This window comes from Pseudomonas sp. B19125, assembly GCF_044218855.1.
Taxonomy (GTDB): Bacteria; Pseudomonadota; Gammaproteobacteria; order Pseudomonadales; family Pseudomonadaceae; genus Aquipseudomonas; species Aquipseudomonas edaphica.
The window spans coordinates 1601799-1623122 of sequence record NZ_CP162589.1; the positions used below are offsets into that span (position 1 = coordinate 1601799).

16 protein-coding genes are annotated in these 21324 nt (G+C 60.7%); 11 read left to right on the forward strand and 5 right to left on the reverse strand.

Annotation, left to right across the window (positions count from 1 at the left end):
• Positions 1–7 precede the first annotated feature (7 nt).
• The gene (locus tag AB4P96_RS07315; RefSeq protein WP_395600634.1) at positions 8–1156 is read left to right on the forward strand and encodes a pyridoxal phosphate-dependent aminotransferase; all 1149 of its coding nucleotides are present in this window, start codon (positions 8–10) and stop codon (positions 1154–1156) included.
• Positions 1144–1935, forward strand: coding sequence for an amidohydrolase (locus AB4P96_RS07320; RefSeq protein WP_176992611.1), 792 nt, complete (start codon positions 1144–1146; stop codon positions 1933–1935). The genes AB4P96_RS07315 and AB4P96_RS07320 overlap by 13 nt, the downstream gene beginning before the upstream one ends.
• A gap of 248 nt (positions 1936–2183) precedes the next feature.
• Here the strand turns inward: AB4P96_RS07320 and leuA are convergent, their stop codons facing one another.
• From leuA to AB4P96_RS07340, 4 genes are all read right to left on the reverse strand, one after another.
• Positions 2184–3863, reverse strand: coding sequence for a 2-isopropylmalate synthase (leuA, locus tag AB4P96_RS07325; protein WP_395600635.1), 1680 nt, complete (start codon positions 3861–3863; stop codon positions 2184–2186).
• Between the two features lie 663 nt (positions 3864–4526).
• Positions 4527–5348: a peptidoglycan DD-metalloendopeptidase family protein gene (locus tag AB4P96_RS07330; protein ID WP_017134679.1), complete on the reverse strand. Its 822-nt coding sequence runs from the start codon at positions 5346–5348 to the stop codon at positions 4527–4529.
• 3 nt (positions 5349–5351) lie between these two features.
• Positions 5352–6731 carry an exodeoxyribonuclease VII large subunit gene (gene xseA / locus AB4P96_RS07335; protein WP_395600636.1) on the reverse strand — a complete coding sequence of 460 codons (1380 nt, stop codon included), beginning with the start codon at positions 6729–6731 and terminating at the stop codon, positions 5352–5354.
• A 30-nt stretch (positions 6732–6761) separates the two neighbouring features.
• Positions 6762–7652, reverse strand: coding sequence for a LysR family transcriptional regulator (locus AB4P96_RS07340; RefSeq protein WP_099549336.1), 891 nt, complete (start codon positions 7650–7652; stop codon positions 6762–6764).
• A gap of 99 nt (positions 7653–7751) precedes the next feature.
• Between AB4P96_RS07340 and AB4P96_RS07345 the strand changes: the two genes are divergently transcribed.
• The 4 genes from AB4P96_RS07345 (at position 7752) to guaA (ending at position 12598) form a co-directional block, all read left to right on the forward strand.
• Positions 7752–8519: a sulfite exporter TauE/SafE family protein gene (locus AB4P96_RS07345; RefSeq protein ID WP_169985231.1), complete on the forward strand. Its 768-nt coding sequence runs from the start codon at positions 7752–7754 to the stop codon at positions 8517–8519.
• Between the two features lie 144 nt (positions 8520–8663).
• Positions 8664–9212 carry a hypothetical protein gene (locus AB4P96_RS07350; protein ID WP_017134675.1) on the forward strand — a complete coding sequence of 183 codons (549 nt, stop codon included), beginning with the start codon at positions 8664–8666 and terminating at the stop codon, positions 9210–9212.
• A 257-nt stretch (positions 9213–9469) separates the two neighbouring features.
• A complete protein-coding gene (gene guaB / locus AB4P96_RS07355; protein WP_016977684.1) occupies positions 9470–10939 on the forward strand; it encodes an IMP dehydrogenase in 1470 nt (489 codons plus the stop codon).
• A gap of 81 nt (positions 10940–11020) precedes the next feature.
• Complete coding sequence (gene guaA / locus AB4P96_RS07360; protein WP_017134673.1) at positions 11021–12598, forward strand: glutamine-hydrolyzing GMP synthase; 1578 nt, start codon at positions 11021–11023, stop codon at positions 12596–12598.
• Between the two features lie 205 nt (positions 12599–12803).
• Here the strand turns inward: guaA and treR are convergent, their stop codons facing one another.
• Positions 12804–13508, reverse strand: coding sequence for a trehalose operon repressor (gene treR / locus AB4P96_RS07365; protein ID WP_017139697.1), 705 nt, complete (start codon positions 13506–13508; stop codon positions 12804–12806).
• Between the two features lie 251 nt (positions 13509–13759).
• Between treR and treP the strand changes: the two genes are divergently transcribed.
• The 5 genes from treP (at position 13760) to AB4P96_RS07390 (ending at position 21246) form a co-directional block, all read left to right on the forward strand.
• Positions 13760–15202 carry a PTS system trehalose-specific EIIBC component gene (treP, locus tag AB4P96_RS07370; protein WP_017139698.1) on the forward strand — a complete coding sequence of 481 codons (1443 nt, stop codon included), beginning with the start codon at positions 13760–13762 and terminating at the stop codon, positions 15200–15202.
• A 124-nt stretch (positions 15203–15326) separates the two neighbouring features.
• Positions 15327–16973 carry an alpha,alpha-phosphotrehalase gene (gene treC / locus AB4P96_RS07375; protein WP_099549339.1) on the forward strand — a complete coding sequence of 549 codons (1647 nt, stop codon included), beginning with the start codon at positions 15327–15329 and terminating at the stop codon, positions 16971–16973.
• A 74-nt stretch (positions 16974–17047) separates the two neighbouring features.
• Complete coding sequence (locus tag AB4P96_RS07380; protein WP_169985223.1) at positions 17048–18268, forward strand: carbohydrate porin; 1221 nt, start codon at positions 17048–17050, stop codon at positions 18266–18268.
• Between the two features lie 165 nt (positions 18269–18433).
• Entirely contained in the window at positions 18434–20965 is a 2532-nt protein-coding gene (gene ptsP, locus AB4P96_RS07385; protein WP_395600637.1) for a phosphoenolpyruvate--protein phosphotransferase, read from the forward strand.
• A gap of 2 nt (positions 20966–20967) precedes the next feature.
• The gene (locus AB4P96_RS07390; protein ID WP_395600638.1) at positions 20968–21246 is read left to right on the forward strand and encodes a PTS glucose transporter subunit IIB; all 279 of its coding nucleotides are present in this window, start codon (positions 20968–20970) and stop codon (positions 21244–21246) included.
• Positions 21247–21324: the final 78 nt, after the last annotated feature.

Genomic DNA, 21324 nt, shown 5'->3' on the forward strand with positions numbered 1-21324 from the left:
GCCTCCGATGATCACCAGCAAGCTGCCGAATGTCGGCACCACCATTTTTACTACAATGTCGCAATTGGCTGCCGAAACCGGCGCGCTTAACCTGTCCCAGGGCTTTCCCGATTTTAATGGCCCTCAAGGGTTGCTCGATGCCGTGGGCAAGCATATCGCCCTCGGCCATAACCAATATGCACCGATGACCGGCCTGCCCGTGTTGCGCCAACAAGTGGCGGCCAAGATCGCCCGCAGTTATGGCGCTACAGTGGATGTCGACAGCGAAGTGACCATCACCCCAGGCGCGACCGAGGCGATCTTTTGCGCGATCCAGGCGGTCATCCGCAACGGCGATGAAGTCATCGTGTTCGACCCCAGCTACGACAGCTACGAGCCGTCGGTCGAGCTGGCCGGTGGCCGCTGCGTGCATGTGCAATTGAGCCTGCAAGGCTTCGCGCTCGACTTTGACAAGATCAAGGCTGCGCTCTCGCCGCGCACGCGCATGATCATCCTCAACTCGCCGCACAACCCCACCGGCGCGTTGATCAGCCGGGCCGACCTGGACCAGTTGGCTGAACTGATCCGCGACCGTGATATCTACCTGGTCAGTGATGAGGTGTATGAGCATTTGGTGTTCGATGGCGTGCCCCATGTCAGCGTGCTGGCCCACGAAGAGTTGTATCAGCGGGCGTTTGTGGTCAGCTCCTTCGGCAAGACCTACCACGTCACCGGCTGGAAAACCGGCTACGTGGTCGCACCACCGGCCCTGACCGCCGAGCTGCGCAAGGTGCATCAATATGTCAACTTTTGCGGCGTGACCCCTTTGCAGTACGCTTTGGCTGACTTCATGGCCGAACACCCGGAACACGTCGAGCAATTGCCGGCCTTTTATCAAGCCAAGCGCGACCTGTTCTGCGACCTGCTGGCGCCGTCGCGTTTCAGCTTTACGCGGGTGGCCGGCACTTACTTCCAACTGGTGGATTACTCGCAGATTCGCCCCGACCTGGATGACGTCGCCATGTCACTGTGGATGACCCGCGAACACGGCGTGGCGACCATCCCCGTCTCGGTGTTCTATCAGAGCCCGCCGCAAGGCCAGCGCCTGGTGCGCCTGTGCTTTGCCAAACGCGAGGAGACGCTGCAACACGCGGCGGAGAAACTATGCGTGATTTGACTGCATTGCCCGACCTGAATATCGCCTTGGTCCAGACCAGCCTGGTATGGCATGACCGTCAGGCCAACCTCGAACATTTCGAACTGTTGCTGGAGCAGGCCAAAGGCGCCGACCTGATTGTACTGCCGGAGATGTTCACCACCGGTTTCTCCATGGAGTCGCAAACCCTTGCCGAGCCGCAACATGGCCCGACTCATCATTGGCTGCAAGCCCAGGCGGCGAAGTACAACGCGGTGATCACCGGCAGCGTGATCATCCAGGCAGCCGACGGCAGCCACCGTAACCGTCTGCTATGGGCACGCCCGGACGGGGAAGTGTTGCACTATGACAAGCGTCACCTGTTCCGTATGGCTGGCGAGCACGACCATTACACGCCCGGCGAGCGCCAGGTACAGTTCGAGTTGAAGGGTTGGCGTATACGCCCGTTGATTTGCTACGACTTGCGCTTCCCGGTGTGGAGCCGTGATGCCCAGGACACTGACCTGCTGCTGTACACCGCGAACTGGCCGGGAGCGCGGCGTCAGCACTGGAACCGCTTGCTGCCGGCACGGGCTATCGAGAACCTGTGTTACGTGGCGGCAGTCAATCGGGTGGGTACCGATGGCAAGGGCTTTGCCTACACCGGGGACAGCCAGGTGCTGGACTTCCAGGGTGAGACCTTGCTGAGTGCGGGGGAGGCGGACGGGGTGTTTCAGGTGTGCCTGAATGCGGCAGAGTTGGCAGCGTATCGCACCAGGTTTCCGGCAAATCTGGATGCCGATGACTTTCAGTTTGTCTGACAGACCGCTATCGCGGGCAAGCCCGCTCCCACAGGTGAATGCATTCCAAATGTGGGAGCCGGGCTTGCCCGCGATGGGGCCCTACAGATCGTTCCCACGCTCCGCGTGGGAATGCAGCCCCGGACGCTCTGCGTCCGCTTTCAGAGTTGTGACGCAGAGCGTCACCGCAGGCATTCCCACGCAGAGCGTGGGAACGATCAGGCCCCTGGATTCTCACCCAGGGGCCTTTTGCATTACCGCGACAGTGCTTACGCCGCCTTCGCTTCCAACTGGCTCAACGAGCGGTTCAGCGCACTGAACACCGCCTTGAAGCTCGCCGTGGTGATGTTTTCATCGATCCCCACACCATGCACCGGACGCTCGCCGTTCACGCGCAGCTCGATGTAAGCCGCCGCCTTGGCATGGGTACCGGCGCCGATCGCGTGTTCGTTGTAGTCCATGATCTCAACCTTGATCGGCAGCGCCGCCACCAGCGCTTCCAAAGTGCCGTAGCCCTTGCCGTTCCAGCGCAGGTTGGTTTCGCCCTGGCCCTTGCCCGAGACTTCCACTTCCACGGTGCTATTGCCGTTTTCTTCCTGCAGGCGATGGCTGACCAGCGCGTACGGGGTGTTGGCTTGCAGGTATTCACGCTGCAACAAGGCGTAGATCTGTGGTGCAGTCATCTCCAGGCCCACGCGGTCGGTTTCGGCCTGTACCACTTGGCTGAACTCGATCTGCATGCGGCGTGGCAAGCTGATGTCGTACTCCTGCTCCAGCAGGTAGGCGATGCCGCCTTTGCCCGACTGGCTGTTTACGCGGATCACCGCCTCGTAGCTGCGGCCGATATCCGCCGGGTCGATCGGCAAGTACGGCACTTCCCACAGCGCGTCGGCTTTCTGCTGGGTAAAGCCCTTGCGGATTGCGTCCTGGTGGGAGCCGGAGAATGCGGTGTGCACCAGGTCGCCGACGTACGGGTGACGTGGGTGCACCTGAATCTGGTTGCACTCCTCGACGACTTTGCGCACGCCGTCGATATCGGAAAAGTCCAGCTGCGGGTCGAGGCCTTGGGTGTACATGTTCAAGGCTACGGTCACGAGATCGACGTTACCGGTACGCTCGCCGTTGCCGAACAGGCAGCCTTCGACACGGTCAGCGCCGGCCATCAGGCCCAGCTCGGTAGCGGCCACGCCGGTGCCGCGGTCGTTGTGGGTGTGCAGGCTGATGATCACGCTGTCACGACGGTTGATATGGCGGCCGAACCACTCGATCTGGTCGGCATAGATGTTGGGTGTCGCGCATTCAACCGTGGCCGGCAGGTTGAGGATCATCTTGTGCTCTGGCGTCGGGTTCCATACCTCGATCACCGCATCACACACTTCCTTGGCGAACTCCAGCTCCGTGGCGCTGAAGGTCTCTGGGGAGTACTCGAAAGTCCACTGGGTTTCCGGCTGCTGGGCGGCGTATTTGACGAACAGCTTTGCCGCGTTGACCGCGATGGCCTTGATGCCATCTTTGTCCTGGTTGAACACGATGCGGCGGAACGACGGCGATGTGGCGTTGTACAAGTGCACGATGGCCTTTTTAGCGCCGCGCAGGGATTCGAAAGTACGTGCGATCAGGTCTTCACGGCCCTGGGTCAGCACCTGGATGGTGGTGTCCTCGGGGATGTGGTTGTCTTCGATCAAGGTGCGCACGAAGTCGAAGTCGGTTTGCGACGCGGCCGGGAACGAGGCTTCGATTTCCTTCACGCCTACAGACACCAGGGTCTTCCAGAAACGCAGCTTTTTCGCGGCGTCCATCGGCTCGATCAGCGACTGGTTGCCATCACGCAGGTCGGAGCTGCACCAGATCGGCGCTTCGGTGATGGTCTTTGACGGCCAGGTACGGTCCGGGATATCGATGGTCGGGAACGCGCGGTACTTCGAAGACGGGTCTTTGAGCATGCTCATCGGGAAATCCTTTGTAGTAGGGGCCGAGAAAAGGCGGCCTGCCGTAAAACTGTTATTGGGGGCGAAGCTTGGGACGAGGCAGATCGATTCAGCCTGGCAGTCGTGCGCTGACGAGGCACAGGCTGCGGTGCTGGCGGAGCTGAATGAGGGTGTGAGAGGTTTTCATAAGCTCAACCCTAACCGCAGGGGTGAAAGATGGCAAGCAGTCGGGAAAAATTGAGATAAGTTCTGATATTTGGCTGGGATTCGATATTTTGTGTCGGTTATTGAGTGTGGGGTTTCTTTTTATTGCGCGGTACTTATCGGGCGCGCAATTGGGCTGGCAGGCCTGGCGTCATCGCGGGCAAGCCCGGCTCCCACAGGGAATCGCGTTCACCTGTGGGAGCCAGGCTTGCCCGCGATGAGCATAGGTATCTACACAACCGGTTAACACGAAGTCTGTGGCAGGTGGGCTGTTGTGGCGAGCAGGCTTGTCCTGCGTTGGGCTGCGAAGCGGCCCCAGTACAGGCACGGCAATTTTGCTGAAAGTACTCAGCGTCTGTTTTTGGGGCCGCTTCGCAGCCCAACGCAGGACAAGCCTGCTCGCCACAGGAGAAATAGGCTGCTTTTAAAAGTTGCGTAGATACCTATGCCGCGATGAGGCCGGTAGGTTGAATATTTTTATCAGGGCTGGAACGCGCCAATAAAGATCGCCGGGTCAACCCGCGCATCGTTAAGGCTGATGTTCCAATGCATATGCGGCCCGGTTGCACGGCCAGTGGAACCGACCTTGCCCACCACTGCGCCGCGTGCCAGTTGGTCGCCGACTTTGACGTCGATCTTCGACATATGGCAGAACATGCTGATAAAGCCCTGGCCATGGTCGACGAACACGGTGTTGCCGTTGAAGAAGTAATTGCCGGTGAGGATCACCTTGCCCGCCGCCGGCGTCTTGATCGGCGTGCCCGCGCCCACGGCAAAGTCCAGGCCCGAATGCGGGTTGCGTTCCTCGCCATTAAAGAAGCGGCGCACGCCGAATTTGCTCGACAGTGGCCCGTTGACCGGTTTGTCCAGCAGCAGGTTGCTCGGTGTGTTCGGGCTGAAGCTGCGGTAAGCCTTGAGCTGCACGGCCAGTTCGCCCTCGATGCGCTTGAGTTGCGCCGGGGCCGGGTTCACCTGGCTTTTGTTCTTCAAGGTGATGTGCTGTTCGGGGTATTTCTTGAAGCCCACCACAAACGGCAAGTTCTGCCCGCCGCTGGTGATGCGCTCGGTACCGGGTTTGACGGTCAGCGGGATCCCGACAATCGCCAGCCAGTTGTTCTGTTCCTTGACCACAAGCACCGGCCGGTTCAGGTAGGTGGCTTTGGGCGCGCTGGCCGAAGTGCCGAGGTCGACCACCGCCACGCCACCCGGCACCGGCTTGTTCAGCAACCGCGTGATGTAGCTGTCGGCGTGGGCGTTGAAGGTCAGGCACAAGAGCATCAGCAGGCTAAATAAACGTGGCATCAATCAATCCAGTAACGAAAGGGTGACGGGCGTCAGGTGGTTATCTTCCACCCGCACCTGCAATCGGCCTTCGCCGAGCCGCGCGGTCAGGCGTTGGCCGGTGTGGGTTTGCGCGGCGTTGCGGATCGCCTGGCCGCGCTCGTCCAGCAGGATGCTGTAGCCACGGCCCAGAGTCGCAAGCGGACTGACCACCTGCAACGTCTGCACCTGGCTTTGCAGTTGCAGGCGGCGTGCCTTAAGGCCTTCGCGCATGGCGCGGGGCAGGCGTTCTGCGAGGCTATCGAGGCGCTGGCGCAGCAACGCCAGTTGACGGCCGGGGTGTTGGCCTGCGAGGCGGGTTTCGAGGCGGATCAGGCGTTCGCGACGGGTATTGAGGCTGCGCTCGAAGGCGCGGCGCAGGCGCATGTCCAGGTCGTCCAAACGCTGGGCTTGCTGGCGCAGACGTTCGCCAGGGTGACGCAGGCGGCGGGCCATGCCTTCCAGGCGCAGGCGATCATGGCTCAGGCGGTTGCGCATCAGCATCACCAGGCGGCGGTGCAGGTTTTCGACTTGGCGCACCAAGTGGCTGGCATCTGGCGCGAGCAATTCGGCGGCGGCGGAGGGCGTGGGGGCGCGCACGTCGGCCACAAAGTCGCAGATCGACACGTCGGTTTCATGGCCGACGGCGCTGACGATGGGCGTCACGCAGGCATCCACCGCGCGGGCCACGGCTTCTTCGTTGAAGCACCACAGGTCTTCGAGCGAACCGCCGCCTCGGGCCAGGATCAACGCGTCGAAACCGCGCGCATCCGCCATTTTCAGCGCGCGCACAATCTGCGGGATGGCTTCGCGGCCCTGTACGGCGGTGGGGATCAGTGTCAGTTCAACGTTCGGCGCACGACGACGGAACACGCTGATGATGTCGCGAATCACCGCGCCCGTCGGCGAGCTGATAATCCCAATGCGCCGAGGGTGCGCCGGCAGCGGCACCTTGCGCTCGGCGCTGAACAGGCCTTCGGCGCTGAGCTTTTCCTTCAACGCGTCAAAGGCCAAACGCAGCGCGCCATCGCCAGCAGGTTCCACGGTGTCGAGGATCAGTTGGTAGTCGCCCCGGCCTTCGAACAGCGAGACCTTGCCGCGCACCTTCACCGCCAGGCCGTCCTTCAACGCCTGGCGCACCCGTGCGGCGTTGTTGCGAAACAGCGCGCAACGCACTTGGGCGCCGCTGTCCTTGAGGGTGAAATACACATGGCCGGAAGCCGGGCGGGCGAGGTTGGAGATCTCGCCTTCGACCCAGATATTGGTGAACACGTCTTCCAGCAACACCCGCGCGCGGCCGTTGAGCTGGCTGACAGTCAGGACTTCGCGGTCCAGGCCCAAGCGGGCAAACGGATCTTTAATCATGAGGAGCGATCTTTAATCATGGGCGGCAGTTTATAGGCATTCGTGCAAGGTTTGGCAGAATTGCTCCACCAGTGCGCTCGGCGCCTGCGTGCAGGCAAGGGCCACGGTACTCAAGCAGTCCGGGTCCGCCAGGGACAAAAAGTGCAGGTTGGCCGGCGCTATGTCCTGCATGGATTTTGGTAACAAGGCAATTCCGAAGCCGGCCTGGATCAGCTGCAATTGCGTGGTTTTGCGCGACATCACCCGCGCTGCCTTGGGGAAAAATCCTGCGCGCATGCACAGTTCGGCTGACAGATAACTCAAGCCGCCACGTTGGGGGTGCGGAACTGAAATAAACGCTTCGTCCTTGAGCTGTGCCAGTTCGACAGGTGTATCACTGCCTGCCAGCGGGTGATTGGGCGGCACCGCCAACACCAGTTGTTCGCTATATAAAGGCACCACGCGCACGCCTTCGCGCTGTCGCAGCACCGGTAACCGTAAAAGGCCGACTTCCAGGCGCCCGTCGGCAATTTCTTCAAGTTGCGCCTCGGAAGACAGTTTGACGATATCCATCGATACGCCGGGGCAACGCTGCAGCCAGGTGCTGATGCCGTGCAGCAATGGCCCGCTCATCGGCACGGTGCTCGAATGGCTCAGGCGCAGGGTGCCAAGCTGACCCTTGCCAACCAGGGTGGCCATCTCGCTGGCCTTGAGCAGCTCGCTCAGCAGGTTGCGCGCCCTCGGGTAAAAGGCTTCGCCCGCCGCCGTCAGCCGGGGCTGGCGCGCGGTGCGTTCGAACAGTGAAGTTTGCAGCTGGGTTTCCAGCGCCTTGATCTGGCGGCTCAGGGCCGATTGCGCCACGAACAAACGCTCGGCGGCGGCGCTGAAGCTGCCGCTGTCGGCGATCTCTACGAAGTAGCGCAGTTGGCGGGTCGAGATCACTTGTCATGCCTTTTCAAGATAAGTGGAGGGCTTTGAAGATATTAGTCGCAACACTCGGCGATGGCTAAAGTGTTGGTTATCTCTTTCAAGGAATACGACATGAGCCCGGTTGAGCTGATGAGCCAGTGGTCGTTCAGTGGTGTCGATTGGCTGGTCATCGGCCTGGGTGTGGTGCTGGCCTATATCGTCTTCGGTATTGCAGGCTTTGGCACGGCGCTGGTGGCGGGGCCGATCCTGATTGTGTTTATGCCGCTGTCGAAGATCATCCCGCTGCTGGTGCTGCTGGATTTTGTCGCGGCCTTTGGCAATCTGCTGCAATCGCGGCGAGACGTGAACAAGCCCGAGCTGCTGCGGTTGCTGCCATGCATGGCCATCGGTTGTACGCTGGGTGTGATCTTTCTGCTCAACCTGCATTCGGATCTGCTGTTGCTGCTGATGGGGGTGTTTATCAGCGCCTATGCGATCTACAGCTTGTCGGTGAAGGCGCGGCCCACTCAGCTTTCCAAAGGTTGGTCGATTCCAATGGGCACCGTCGGCGGCCTGTTTGGTGCGCTGTTCGGCAGCGGCGGCTTTTTATATGCGATCTACCTCAACAGCCGTTTGCCCAAGGATGCGGCGCGGGCCACGCAAAGTGCGTTGATCAGTTGCAGCACGGTGGTGCGCTTGAGTCTGTTCCTGATTGCCGGGGTGTATGCGGACTTGCCGTTGCTGTTGTTGGCGCTGTGCCTGTTGCCGGCGATGGCCCTGGGGCTGTGGTGTGGGCGCAGGTTGACGATGCGGATGTCCCGCGAAGCCTTTGTGCGCTTGGTGACTTGGTTGGTGTTGGCCAGTGGGATTGCATTGATTGGGCGGTATTTGAGCGCTTGACCTGTGTGGGGCAGGGATTAAGCTGCCAGGCTTCAAGGCCTCATCGCAGGCAAGCCAGCTCCCACAGGTGAATGCATTCCAAATGTGGGAGCCGGGCTTGCCCGCGATGTCGGCAGTCGCCACACCGCAGGGCTCCCAAGCACCATGAACTCCCAAAGCATCCTTGTCCCCAAAATCTCCACCTTGCCCGTCCACGAACCCCGCGCCCGGGCCATCGTGCGTTGGCTGGTGCGCAAGAACATCATCAAGGAAGAGCTGACCACCTGCGGGCGCACCGGCAACCGCATGGCCTACGCCCTGGCCGACGGCGCCCGCGCCGTGGTGCTGCACCCCGAAGCGCTGCCGTTCAACGAGCCGATCAATGGCCTGGAGATCATCTACAAGCGCTGCATCTACACGCCGGCCAAGGGCTTTCTCGAAGAGGCCGGCTGCCCGGAGTGCCTTAAAGAAGTCGGCGAGGCGCTGTTCGAAAGCCTGGAAGACTGGATGCCCGGCCACACCGATAACTTCACTTGCCCGTTGTGTGGGCATGAAGATGACATCAATGGGTTTCTGTTCCTGCAGGAATGCGGCTTCTCCAACCTGGGTTTCATCTTCAACAACTGGGCGGAAGCGGGGTTCAAGCAGAGCTTTATCGACGAATTTGCCGACTGGTTGGACCAGAAGATGAGTTGGGTCAGAGTCGAGCTTTAATCCGATCATTCCCACGCTCCCGCGTGGGAATGTATCCCGTGACGCTCCGCGTCACCATTGCGCAAGGTTGAAGCCTTGCGCTGACCCCGGACGCGGAGCGTCCAACGAGGCATTCCCACGCGGAGCGTAGGAACGATCAAGCCGTGAGTTTTATCCATCTATCAGTATTACCAAGTTTGTCAGAGTTTTACATTGAGCCCGACAGGGTGCATGTATATAATGGCGCGCTTCCATTTTCCCGCTCGGGAGCCCCCGCGATGCTGCGTATCAGCCAAGAAGCTCTGACATTCGACGACATTCTCCTAGTGCCCGGTTATTCCGAGGTGCTTCCTAACGAAGTCAGTCTCAAGACCCGCCTAACCCGTGGCATCGAGCTGAATATTCCTCTGGTTTCCGCTGCCATGGACACCGTCACTGAAGCCCGTTTGGCAATCGCCATGGCTCAGGAAGGCGGCATTGGCATCATCCACAAGAACATGACCATCGAGCAGCAAGCTGCCGAAGTGCGCAAGGTCAAGCGTTACGAAGCCGGTGTGGTGAAAGATCCAATCACCATCGAAGCCGACGCCACCGTGCGTGATCTGTTCGACCTGACCCGCCTGCACAACATCTCCGGCGTTCCGGTACTGCACGATGGCGACCTGGTCGGCATCGTCACTTCCCGTGACGTGCGTTTCGAGAACCGTCTTGAAGTCACCGTCCGTGAAGTGATGACGCCTAAAGAGCGCCTCGTTACTGTCAAGGAAGGCGCCGACAAGAACGATGTGCGCGAATTGCTGCACAAGCACCGCATCGAGCGCGTGCTGATCGTCGACGACAAATTCGCCCTCAAAGGCATGATGACCGTCAACGACATCGAAAAAGCCAAGGCTTACCCGCTGGCCAGCAAGGATGACCAAGGTCGTCTGCGCGTCGGCGCTGCGGTCGGCACCGGTAAAGACACCGGTGATCGCGTTTCGGCCCTCGTGGCAGCCGGTGTTGACGTGGTGGTGGTCGACACTGCCCACGGCCACTCCAAAGGCGTGATCGACCGCGTTCGCTGGGTCAAACAGAATTTCCCTGACGTACAGGTTATCGGCGGCAACATCGCCACCGGCGCAGCCGCCAAGGCCCTGGCCGAAGCCGGCGCCGATGCGGTCAAGGTCGGTATCGGCCCTGGCTCCATCTGCACCACGCGTATCGTCGCCGGTGTAGGCGTGCCGCAAATCAGCGCCATCGCCAACGTTGCTGCTGCCCTTGAAGGCACGGGCGTTCCGTTGATCGCCGACGGCGGCATCCGTTTCTCCGGTGACCTGTCCAAGGCCATCGTTGCCGGTGCTTCCTGCGTGATGATGGGCTCGATGTTCGCCGGTACCGAAGAAGCACCAGGCGAAATCGAACTGTTCCAGGGCCGTTCGTACAAGGCTTACCGCGGCATGGGTTCGCTGGGCGCCATGTCCCAGGCGCAGGGCTCTTCCGACCGTTACTTCCAGGACTCCTCGGCAGGCGCCGAGAAGCTCGTACCGGAAGGCATCGAAGGCCGTGTGCCGTACAAAGGCACCCTGAGCGCGATCATCCATCAATTGATGGGCGGCCTGCGTTCCTCGATGGGCTACACCGGCAGCGCCGACATCGAAGAAATGCGCACCAAGCCAGAGTTCGTACGGATCACCGGCGCCGGCATGGCTGAATCCCATGTCCACGACGTGCAGATCACCAAGGAAGCGCCGAACTACCGCGTAGGTTGAGGCTTCCAGCAAAACGTTAAGTAACCGGGGCTGTTCTTTCAGCCCCGAGTTGTTTCTGATTCATTAGACGAGACTGACTTCATGGCCCTCGACATTCACGCCCACCGCATCCTGATCCTCGACTTCGGTTCCCAGTACACCCAACTGATCGCCCGCCGCGTGCGTGAAATCGGCGTGTACTGCGAACTGCACCCGTTCGACATGGACGACGAAGCGATCCGCGAATTCGCACCGAAAGGCGTCATCCTTGCCGGTGGCCCCGAGTCCGTGCACGAAGCCAACAGCCCGCGTTGCCCGCAAGCCGTATTCGACCTGGGCGTGCCCGTCTTCGGTATCTGCTACGGCATGCAGACCATGGCCGAGCAACTGGGCGGCAAGGTTGAAGGTTCCGAACTGCGTGAATTCGGTTATGCCCGTGTCGACGTGGTCGGCAAGAGCCGCCTGCTGGACGGCATCGAAGACCACATCGACGCCGACGGCCTGTTCGGCCTCGACGTGTGGATGAGCCACGGTGACAAGGTCACCAAGATGCCGGAAGACTTCCACATCCTGGCCAGCACCCCGAGCTGCCCGATTGCCGGCATGTTCAACGACGAGCGCGGCTATTACGGCGTGCAGTTCCACCCGGAAGTGACCCACACCAAGCAAGGCGGCCGTATTCTGTCGCGCTTCATCCTCGACATCTGCCAGTGCGAAGCCCTGTGGACCCCGTCGAAAATCGCTGAAGACGCCATCGCCAACGTGCGTGCCCAGGTCGGTACCGACAACGTATTGCTCGGCCTGTCCGGCGGCGTTGACTCCTCCGTGGTTGCCGCGCTGCTGCACAAAGCCATCGGCGACCAGCTGACGTGCGTGTTCGTCGACAATGGCCTGCTGCGCCTGCACGAAGGCGAGCAAGTGATGGCCATGTTCGCTGAGAACATGGGCGTCAAGGTGATCCGCGCCAACGCCGAGGACCAGTTCCTCAACAACCTGGCGGGCGAAAGCGACCCAGAGAAGAAGCGCAAGATCATCGGCCGCACCTTCATCGACGTGTTTGATGCCCAGTCCAACAAACTGGACAACATCAAGTACCTCGCCCAGGGCACCATCTACCCTGACGTGATCGAGTCGGCTGGCGCCAAGAGCGGCAAGGCCCACGTGATCAAGTCCCACCACAACGTGGGTGGCCTGCCGGAGGAGATGAACCTCAAGCTGGTAGAACCACTGCGCGAACTGTTCAAAGACGAAGTCCGCCGCCTGGGCCTGGAACTCGGCCTGCCGTACGACATGGTCTACCGCCACCCATTCCCAGGCCCGGGCCTGGGCGTGCGCATCCTGGGTGAAGTGAAAAAGGAATACGCCGACCTGCTGCGTCGCGCCGACCACATCTTCATCGAAGAACTGCGCAAAGCCGACTGGTACCACAAGGTCAGCCAGGCATTCGTGGTGTTCCAGCCGGTGAAATCGGTGGGTGTTGTGGGCGATGGCCGTCGTTATGCGTGGGTTGTTGCGCTGCGTGCCGTCGAGACCATCGACTTCATGACCGCGCGTTGGGCACACCTGCCGTACGAGCTGCTGGAGACTGTCAGCGGCCGTATCATCAATGAAATCGAAGGTATTTCGCGCGTGACGTATGACGTGTCGAGCAAGCCGCCGGCGACGATTGAGTGGGAGTGATCCTGCGCTAGCAGGTGAATGCTGAATAACAAAACCCCGGCCATGTGCCGGGGTTTTGTGTTTCTGGAATACGCCAGATCAAACAACACTGATCGAAGTGTGGGAGCGGGCTTGCCCGCGATGAGGGCCTATCAGGCAACACATCGATAACTGACAGGACGCCATCGCGGGCAAGCCCGCTCCCACATTTGATCTTCTTTCGGCTTTAGCGCCGCGCAATATCCGAAAAATAAAACTTATCCAACGTATGCCGCGACTCGGTGTACTCGAACTGCCTGCCATCCTGCAAAAACGTCTGGTTGCTCACCACAATCACATGGCTTTGCCCATCCAGATCCAGATGCGCCTGGTCGTCCTTGCTGCGCGGCAGGGCTTCGATGGTGCGCTGCGCATAACTGATCTGCAGCTCCAGCGTCTGTTCGATAAACGCATAGATCGACTGCTCGGCGATGTCGCGGTCCAGGCCGGGGATCAGGTCAGCCACAAAGTGGTTGATGTCCAGGATCACGCGTTTGCCGCCGATGCGCCGTACCCGTTTGATGCGGGTAATCAGAGCGCCGGGCGCGGCTTCGATGTGTTGCAGCAGCGAGCCTTCCAGCGGGAACTGGCTGAATTCGACCACCTCGGTGCGTACGTCGTCACCCAGGTCGGCGTGGGTTTCGTGGAAGCTGACGATGCCGCCCAGTTGGAACTCAATGGGGTTGGGCGACAACACAAACGTGCCCTTGCCGTGGATTTTTTGCGCAAAACCGCGCTCCTGCAACTGCTCGATGGCGCGGCGCACCGTGCCACGGCTGGCCTGGTAGGCGTCCATCAGTTCGGTTTCAGAGGGAAGGCGCGTACCGCGTTGCAGGCGTTCAGTGGTGATGCTGGCAAGCAGATCCGTATAGATCTGGTTGTATTTGCTCATGGGGATGGCTCTGTGCCGGCTTGATGAAAGTGAACGGCGGGTTCAAGGCAGGAACCTTAGTGGCAGAGGTGGGCTTTGTCCATTGGACCTGCGTGGAATTAGGGAAATGTCTGACTTCAAATTCAGAAATTTAAACTTTATGTAACTCGTACAGACGAGTTATTGATTTAACTCGTACATACGAGTACTTTTGCCCACGGCGTGCTGCCAATGACTGCCCCCAAATAAAAAAACCAAAGTGGAAACCAAGCATGAGCCACGACTATTCCAATATTGCCCGCGAGATTCTCGAGAACCTCGGGGGCAGCGACAACCTTGAGCAAGCCGCCCACTGCGTGACCCGCCTGCGCCTGGCGCTCAAGGACCCGAGCCTGGTCAACAGCAGCGCGTTGAACCAGGTCGATCTGGTCAAGGGCTCGTTCTTCACCGGCGGCCTGTTCCAAGTGGTGATCGGCCCCGGCGAAGTGGAAAAGGTCTATGCCGCCCTGCGTGAGCAGACGGGTCTTGCGGCTTCGACCATCGCTGACGTCAAGCAGAAGGGCGCCGACAAGACCAACGCCATGCAGCGTCTGGTGCGTGTGTTCTCCGACGTGTTCATGCCGATCCTGCCCGCGCTGATCATCGCCGGCCTGCTGATGGGCGTGAACAACCTGATGGGCGCCAAGGGCATGTTCATTGAGGGCCAGACGCTGCTGGAGGCGTATCCGAACCTGGATGGCCTGTGGAGCCTGATCAACCTTATGGCCAACACCTCGTTTGTGTTCCTGCCGGCGCTGGTGGGCTGGTCGGCGGCCAAGCGCTTCGGCGGCAGCGAAATCCTCGGCATCGTGCTCGGCCTGATGCTGGTGCACCCGGACTTGCTCAACGCCTGGAACTACGGCAAGGCGGTGGCCGGGCTCGATGGCCAGAGCTTGCCGTACTTCGATATTTTCGGTTGGTTCAAGATTGAGAAGGTGGGTTATCAGGGCCAGATCCTGCCGATCCTGATGGCGGCCTATGTGATGAGCGTGATTGAAAAGTGGCTGCGGGCACGCGTGCCAAACGCCATCCAACTGCTCGTGGTGCCGATCACCACCATCGTCGTCACCGGCGTGCTGGCGCTGGCCATCATCGGCCCGGTGACCCGTCACCTCGGCATCCTGATTACCGAAGGCGTGGTCACCCTGTTTGACCTGGCGCCGATGGTTGGCGGGGCGATTTTCGGCCTGTTGTACGCGCCGCTGGTGATCACCGGCATGCACCACATGTTCCTCGCCGTGGACCTGCAACTTATCTCCACCCAGGGCGGCACCTTTATCTGGCCGATGATCGTGATGTCCAACCTGGCCCAGGGCAGCGCCGCACTGGGCGTGTTCTACATGACCCGCAACGCGCGGGACAAAAGCATGGCCTCGACCTCGGCGATTTCCGCTTACTTCGGCATTACGGAACCGGCGATGTTCGGCGTGAACCTGCGCTTCAAATTTCCGTTCTATGCCGCGCTGCTGGGCTCGGCGCTGGGCAGCATTTTCCTGTCACTTAACAAGGTGACGGCCTCGGCCATCGGCGTGGGTGGCTTGCCTGGGTTTATTTCGATCATTCCGCAGTTCATCCCCAGTTTTGTGATCGGAATGGTCATCGCCATGGTCGTGCCGTTTGTTCTGACCTGTGCGTTGAGCATGAAGATTGTGCGGCCGGGGTATCGCGTCGCTTGATCGATCGCTATCGCAGGCAAGCCAGCTCCCACATTTGAATGTGTTCACACATCAAAGTGGGAGCCGGGCTTGCCCGCGATGAGGCTCTCAAAGCCAGCACACAACTCAATTGAAGGAACCCACCATGCAAGACTGGCAAGACTCGGTGATCTACCAGATCTACCCCAAAAGCTTCCACAGCCACGCGGGTAACGCCACCGGTGACCTGCTGGGCATCGTGGACAAACTCGATTACCTCAAGTGGCTGGGCGTGGATTGCCTGTGGATCACCCCGTTCCTGCGCTCGCCGCAACGCGACAACGGCTACGACATCAGCGACTACTACGCCATCGACCCCAGCTACGGGACCATGGCCGATTGCGACCTGCTGATCAGCGAAGCGGCCAAGCGCGGCATCAAGCTGATGCTCGACATTGTGGTCAACCACACCTCCATCGAGCATGAGTGGTTCCAGCAGGCGCGCAGCAGCCTCAACAACCCGTACCGCGACTTTTACATCTGGCGCGACCAGCCGAACAACTGGCAATCCAAGTTCGGCGGCTCGGCCTGGGAATACGAGGCGCAAACCGGCCAGTACTTCCTGCACCTGTTCGACCATACCCAGGCCGACCTCAATTGGGACAACCCCAACGTGCGCGCCGAGGTGTACCAGTTGATGCGCTTCTGGCGTGACAAAGGCGTGGGTGGCTTCCGCCTGGACGTGATCAACCTGATCTCCAAGCCTGCCGATTTCCCCGAAGACAACACCGATGGCCGCCGCTTCTACACCGACGGCCCGAACGTGCATGAGTACCTGCAGGAAATGCACCGTGAAGTCTTCGAAGGGCACGACCTGATCAACGTCGGCGAGATGTCGTCCACCAGCCTTGAGCACTGCATTCGTTATTCGAATCCGGCGTCCAAAGAGCTGTCGATGACCTTCAACTTTCATCACTTGAAAGTCGATTACCCGAACCTGCAAAAGTGGGTGAAGGCCGACTTCGACTTCCTGCAGCTCAAGCAGATTTTTTCCGACTGGCAACTGGGCATGCAGGCCGGTGGCGGCTGGAACGCGCTGTTCTGGTGTAACCACGATCAGCCGCGAGTGGTCTCGCGTTTTGGTAACGACGGCGAGTACCGCGTGGTCTCGGCCAAGATGCTCGCCACTGCGCTGCACTTCCTCCAGGGCACGCCGTATGTGTACCAGGGCGAAGAGCTGGGCATGACCAACCCGGGTTTCGACAAGATTGAGCAGTACCGCGATGTCGAGACCCTGAACATCTTCCGCCTCAAGCGTGATGCCGGTGAGTCCGAGGCGTCGAGCATGGCGGCGATCATGCAGAAGTCGCGCGACAACAGCCGCACGCCAATGCAATGGAACACCCAGGCCAATGCCGGTTTCAGCAGCGGTGAACCGTGGATCGGCATCCCGGCCAACGCGGCGCAGATCAACGTCGAAAGCCAGCTGGATGACCCCGATTCGGTGCTGCATCACTACCGCGCGCTGATTGCGTTGCGTCGTCACGAGCCGCTGATCCAGGAGGGCGTTTATCGCCAACTGCTGCAAGACCATCTCCAGGTCTGGGCGTATCTGCGCGAAGGCGATGGCGAGCGCTTGTTGGTACTCAACAACTTCTACGGCACACCCTGCGAAATCCAACTGCCGGAAGGCGTCATCAGTGCGGCGAACGAGCAACGCCTGCTGATCAGCAACTACCCCGACTGCCCGTTGCGTTCGAGCACGGTGGTGTTGCGCCCGTATGAATCGTTTGTGCTGCACCTCAAGGACTGAGACCCGCTGCATCCCCCGTATGGGAGTGCGGGGGCGCTTCACCAAAAAACATAATAAAAATATCGGAGTGCTTCATGAAAACAACAATAAAGCTGGGCCTCATTGCTTCATGTCTTACCGCACCTTTTGCCGTTCAAGCCCTGGAGTTTGCCGGCTACTTGCGCAGCGGCGCGGGGACTTCAACAGGCAGTGGCAAGCAACAGTGTTTCCAACTGCCGGGGGCGCAATCCAAATACCGCCTGGGCAACGAATGCGAGCAGTACGCCGAACTCGAGTTGCGCCAGGACCTGCTGACCCTCGACGACGGCTCGGTGCTGAGCGTCGATGCCATGGCATCGCTGTACAACAAATACGACCGAGCCCTGAAGTTCCAGGGTGAGGACAACGGCTCGGCGCGCATGCCGCAGATGTACGCGCAGTGGTCCAACCTGCCCAGCCTCAATGGCGGCTCGGTGTGGGCGGGGCGCCGTTACTACAAGCGTAACGACATCCATATCTCTGACTTCTACTACTGGAACCAGAGCGCCACGGGCGGCGGTGTCGAGGACGTCAAAATCGGCGACCTCAAATACAGCTACGCGCTGTCGCGCAAGGACAACCTCTACCAGAAGGAATACGCCACCCGTCACGACTTCAACGTGGCAGGCTTCAAAACCAACCCCGGCGGTGAGTTGGAGTTTGGCTTGAGCTATATAGAAAAAGCCGGCGGGCGTGAGGCCAACAGCGGTTGGGCGATCACCGCGCAGCATGTGCAAAAACCGTTTCTTGGCGGCAAGAACAAATTCGCCTTGCAGTACGGCGAAGGCCCCGGCACGGGTTTGGGCTATACCGGCGATACCGCCTTGGACAAGAGCAGCAAAAGCTACCGCGCCGTGGAGTTTTTCGACTGGCAGGTGACGCCGCGTTTCGGTGGGCAGGTCGAGGCGGTGTATCAAAAGGATATTCGCCCCGGCAGCCAGGACCAGACCTGGATGTCCATCGGTGTGCGCCCGGCATATGCCATCAGCGAACAGTTCAAACTGGTCACCGAGCTTGGGCATGATCAAGTCGAGGCCGCCGGCGGTACGCGCAAGCTGAGTAAATTCACCTTCGCCCCGACCTGGTCGCCCAACGGCCCGGATTTCTGGGCACGGCCGGAAGTGCGGTTGTACTACACCTATGCAACCTGGAACGAAGCGGCCAAGCGTGCGGCGAACGAACTGGCGGCGGGCTCGGCGTTGTCCGACACCGGCGCCTACGGCACGGCGCGGCATGGCTCGAATGTGGGTGTGCAAGTCGAATACTGGTGGAAATAGCTCGGTTTTAAGTGAACGCTTTTTAGGTGGGAGCTGGCTTGCCTGCGATAGCAACCCCTCGGTCTTACTGAGACACCGAGTCGCCGGCATCGCAGGCAAGCCAGCTCCCACAGTGGATCGTCGTTCGCCCTATGATTTTTACAGAACAAAACAGCAGGTGAAGTCATGACCACAACTCAACCCCTGGAACTGCTGGCGCCCTTGTCCGGGGTGCTGCTGGCGCTGGACCAGGTGCCTGACCCGGTGTTCGCCAGCCGCATGATCGGCGACGGCCTGTGCATCGATCCCACCTCGCAGACCCTGTGCGCGCCGTTGGCCGGGGTGATCAGCAATATCCAGGACACCGGGCATGCGGTCAGCGTCACCGGCGACAACGGCGTGCAGGTGCTGATGCATATTGGCCTGGACACGGTGCACCTGGCCGGCAAGGGTTTCACCCGTCTGGTCGAGGACGGCCAGCGGGTCGAGGTCGGGCAGCCGTTGATCGAGTTCGATGCCGACTACGTGGCGCTCAATGCGCGCAGTTTGCTGACTTTGATGCTGGTGGTCAGCGGCGAGCCGTTTGTGTGGCTGGCATCGGGCAGTGGCGCGGTGGAGGTGGGCCAGCCGCTGTTGCACGTCTCACCCGGCCAGGCCGCTGAAACCGTGGGCGAGGAGGAGGGCGATGTACTGTTCTCCAAACCGCTGACGTTGCCCAATGCCAACGGTTTGCACGCACGCCCGGCCGCCGTGCTGGCGCAGACGGCCAAAGGTTTCAACGCCAGCATTTACCTGCACAAGCAAACCCAGAGCGCCAACGCCAAGTCATTGGTGGCGATCATGGCGCTGCAAACCGTGCAGGGCGATACCTTGCAAGTGAGTGCGGCGGGAGAGGATGCCGATGCGGCCATCAAGGCATTGGTAACCCTGCTGGCGCAAGGTTGCGGGGAGGCAGTCGAAGAGTCTGTTGCGCCTGTTGAAACGCAGTCACCCGAGTCATCGGCGACCTTGTTGCGCGGCGTGTGTGCTTCGCCCGGCTCCGCGTTTGGCCAGGTGTTTCAAGTGGCGGAACCCGAGTTGCACATCGAGGAACAGGGCGCGGGTGAATCCGTTGAACACGCTGCGCTGAGCCGCGCCTTACTGGTAGCCACCGAAGCGCTGCAAGTGTTGCAAGACAAAGCGGTTGGCAGCGCCCAGGCGGAAATCTTCCGCGCCCATCAGGAACTGCTTGAAGACCCGACCCTGTTGGAGCAAGCCCATCGCCTGCTCACCGAAGGCAAGAGTGCTGCCTTTGCCTGGAACAGCGCCACGGCCGCAACCGCCAAGCTATTTCTCGGCCTGGGCAGTGCGTTGCTGGCTGAGCGCGCAGCGGATTTGGCCGATGTTGGCCAGCGTGTGCTGAAGTTGATCCTCGGTATTGAGGACAGCGCCTGGGTGTTGCCGGATCGTGCGATCGTGATTGCCGAGCAACTGACCCCCTCGCAAACCGCTGGCCTCGATACGCGCAAAGTGTTGGGGTTCGTCACCGTCGGCGGCGGCGCCACCAGCCATGTGGCGATCCTGGCGCGTGCCCTTGGTTTGCCGTCGTTGTGCGGCGTTCCGGCACAGGCATTGGCGCTGGCCAACGGCAAGCAGGTGCTGCTCGATGCCGACAAAGGCGAGCTGCACCTGGAGCCTGACCTGGCCGCTGTCGAGCAACTGGCCGCTACCCGCAAGCAACACATACTGAGACGTGAGCGTGAGGTGGCGCAGGCCGCCTTGCCCGGTATCACGCGCGATGGTCATCATGTCGAGATCACGGCCAATGTCGCCTCGTTGCAGGAGGTCGAGCAATCCCTGGCCTTGGGCGGTGAAGGCGTTGGCCTGTTGCGTTCGGAGTTTCTCTACCTGGACCGCAATCGCGCGCCCAGCCCCGAGGAGCAAGCCGGCACCTACAGCGCCATCGCCCGAGCTCTGGGCAGCGAACGCAATCTGGTGGTGCGCACTTTGGATGTGGGCGGCGATAAACCTTTGGCCTATGTGCCGATGGAGCGCGAGACCAACCCGTTCCTCGGCCTGCGTGGTATTCGCCTGTGCCTGGAGCGCCCTGAATTGCTGCGCGAGCAGTTCCGCGCGATCCTGGCGAGTGCCGGATTTGCGCGGCTGCATATCATGCTACCGATGGTCAGCCTGCTGTCGGAGCTGCATCTGGCGCGCAAGATCCTTGAAGAGGAAGCGCTGGCGCTGAGCCTGACCGAGCTGCCAAAGCTGGGCATCATGATCGAGGTGCCGTCTGCGGCCTTGATGGCAGATGTCTTCGCGCCGCATGTGGATTTCTTCTCCATCGGCACCAATGACCTCACCCAATACACCCTGGCCATGGACCGCGACCACCCGCGCCTGGCAAGCCAGGCCGACAGCTTCCATCCGTCGGTATTGCGCCTGATTGCCACCACGGTCAAGGCCGCCCACGCCCATGGCAAGTGGGTCGGCGTGTGCGGCGCGTTGGCGTCTGAAGCACTGGCGGTGCCGGTGTTGATCGGGCTGGGGGTGGATGAACTGTCGGTCAGCGTACCGCTGATCCCGACCATCAAGGCCACCGTGCGCGAGCTGGACATGGCCGACTGCCAGATCATCGCCCGCCAGGTGCTTGGCCTGGAAGAAGCCGCCCAAGTACGCGAGGCCCTGCGCCTGTACCACGCGGCCACTGTTGAAACCTCACCTGTCGTGGAGCACTGAGCATGTTCGAGAAATTACAGCACGCATTCTGGAAGGCCCTCACCCCGGACTTGATTGCCGAAACCGTGGTGGCGCCTGCGCAGGGTCTGTTGTCGGCCGAGGTACTGAGCGCATTGGGCGGTGTGGATAACCTCAAGTCGCAACAGCGCGTGGCACTGACGCGGGTGCGGGTGCAGTTGCAGGATGCAGGGCGGCTGGATGCGCAGGCGCTGAAGGCGGCGGGTGTTGAGGGTGTGATGGTGTTAACGGGCGGGGTCGTGCATCTGCTCACTGGCCTATAAAACGACGAGGATCAACTGTGGAAGCCGGGCTTGCCCGCGATAGCGGTGTGTCAGGAAACGAATATGTTGACTGGCTAG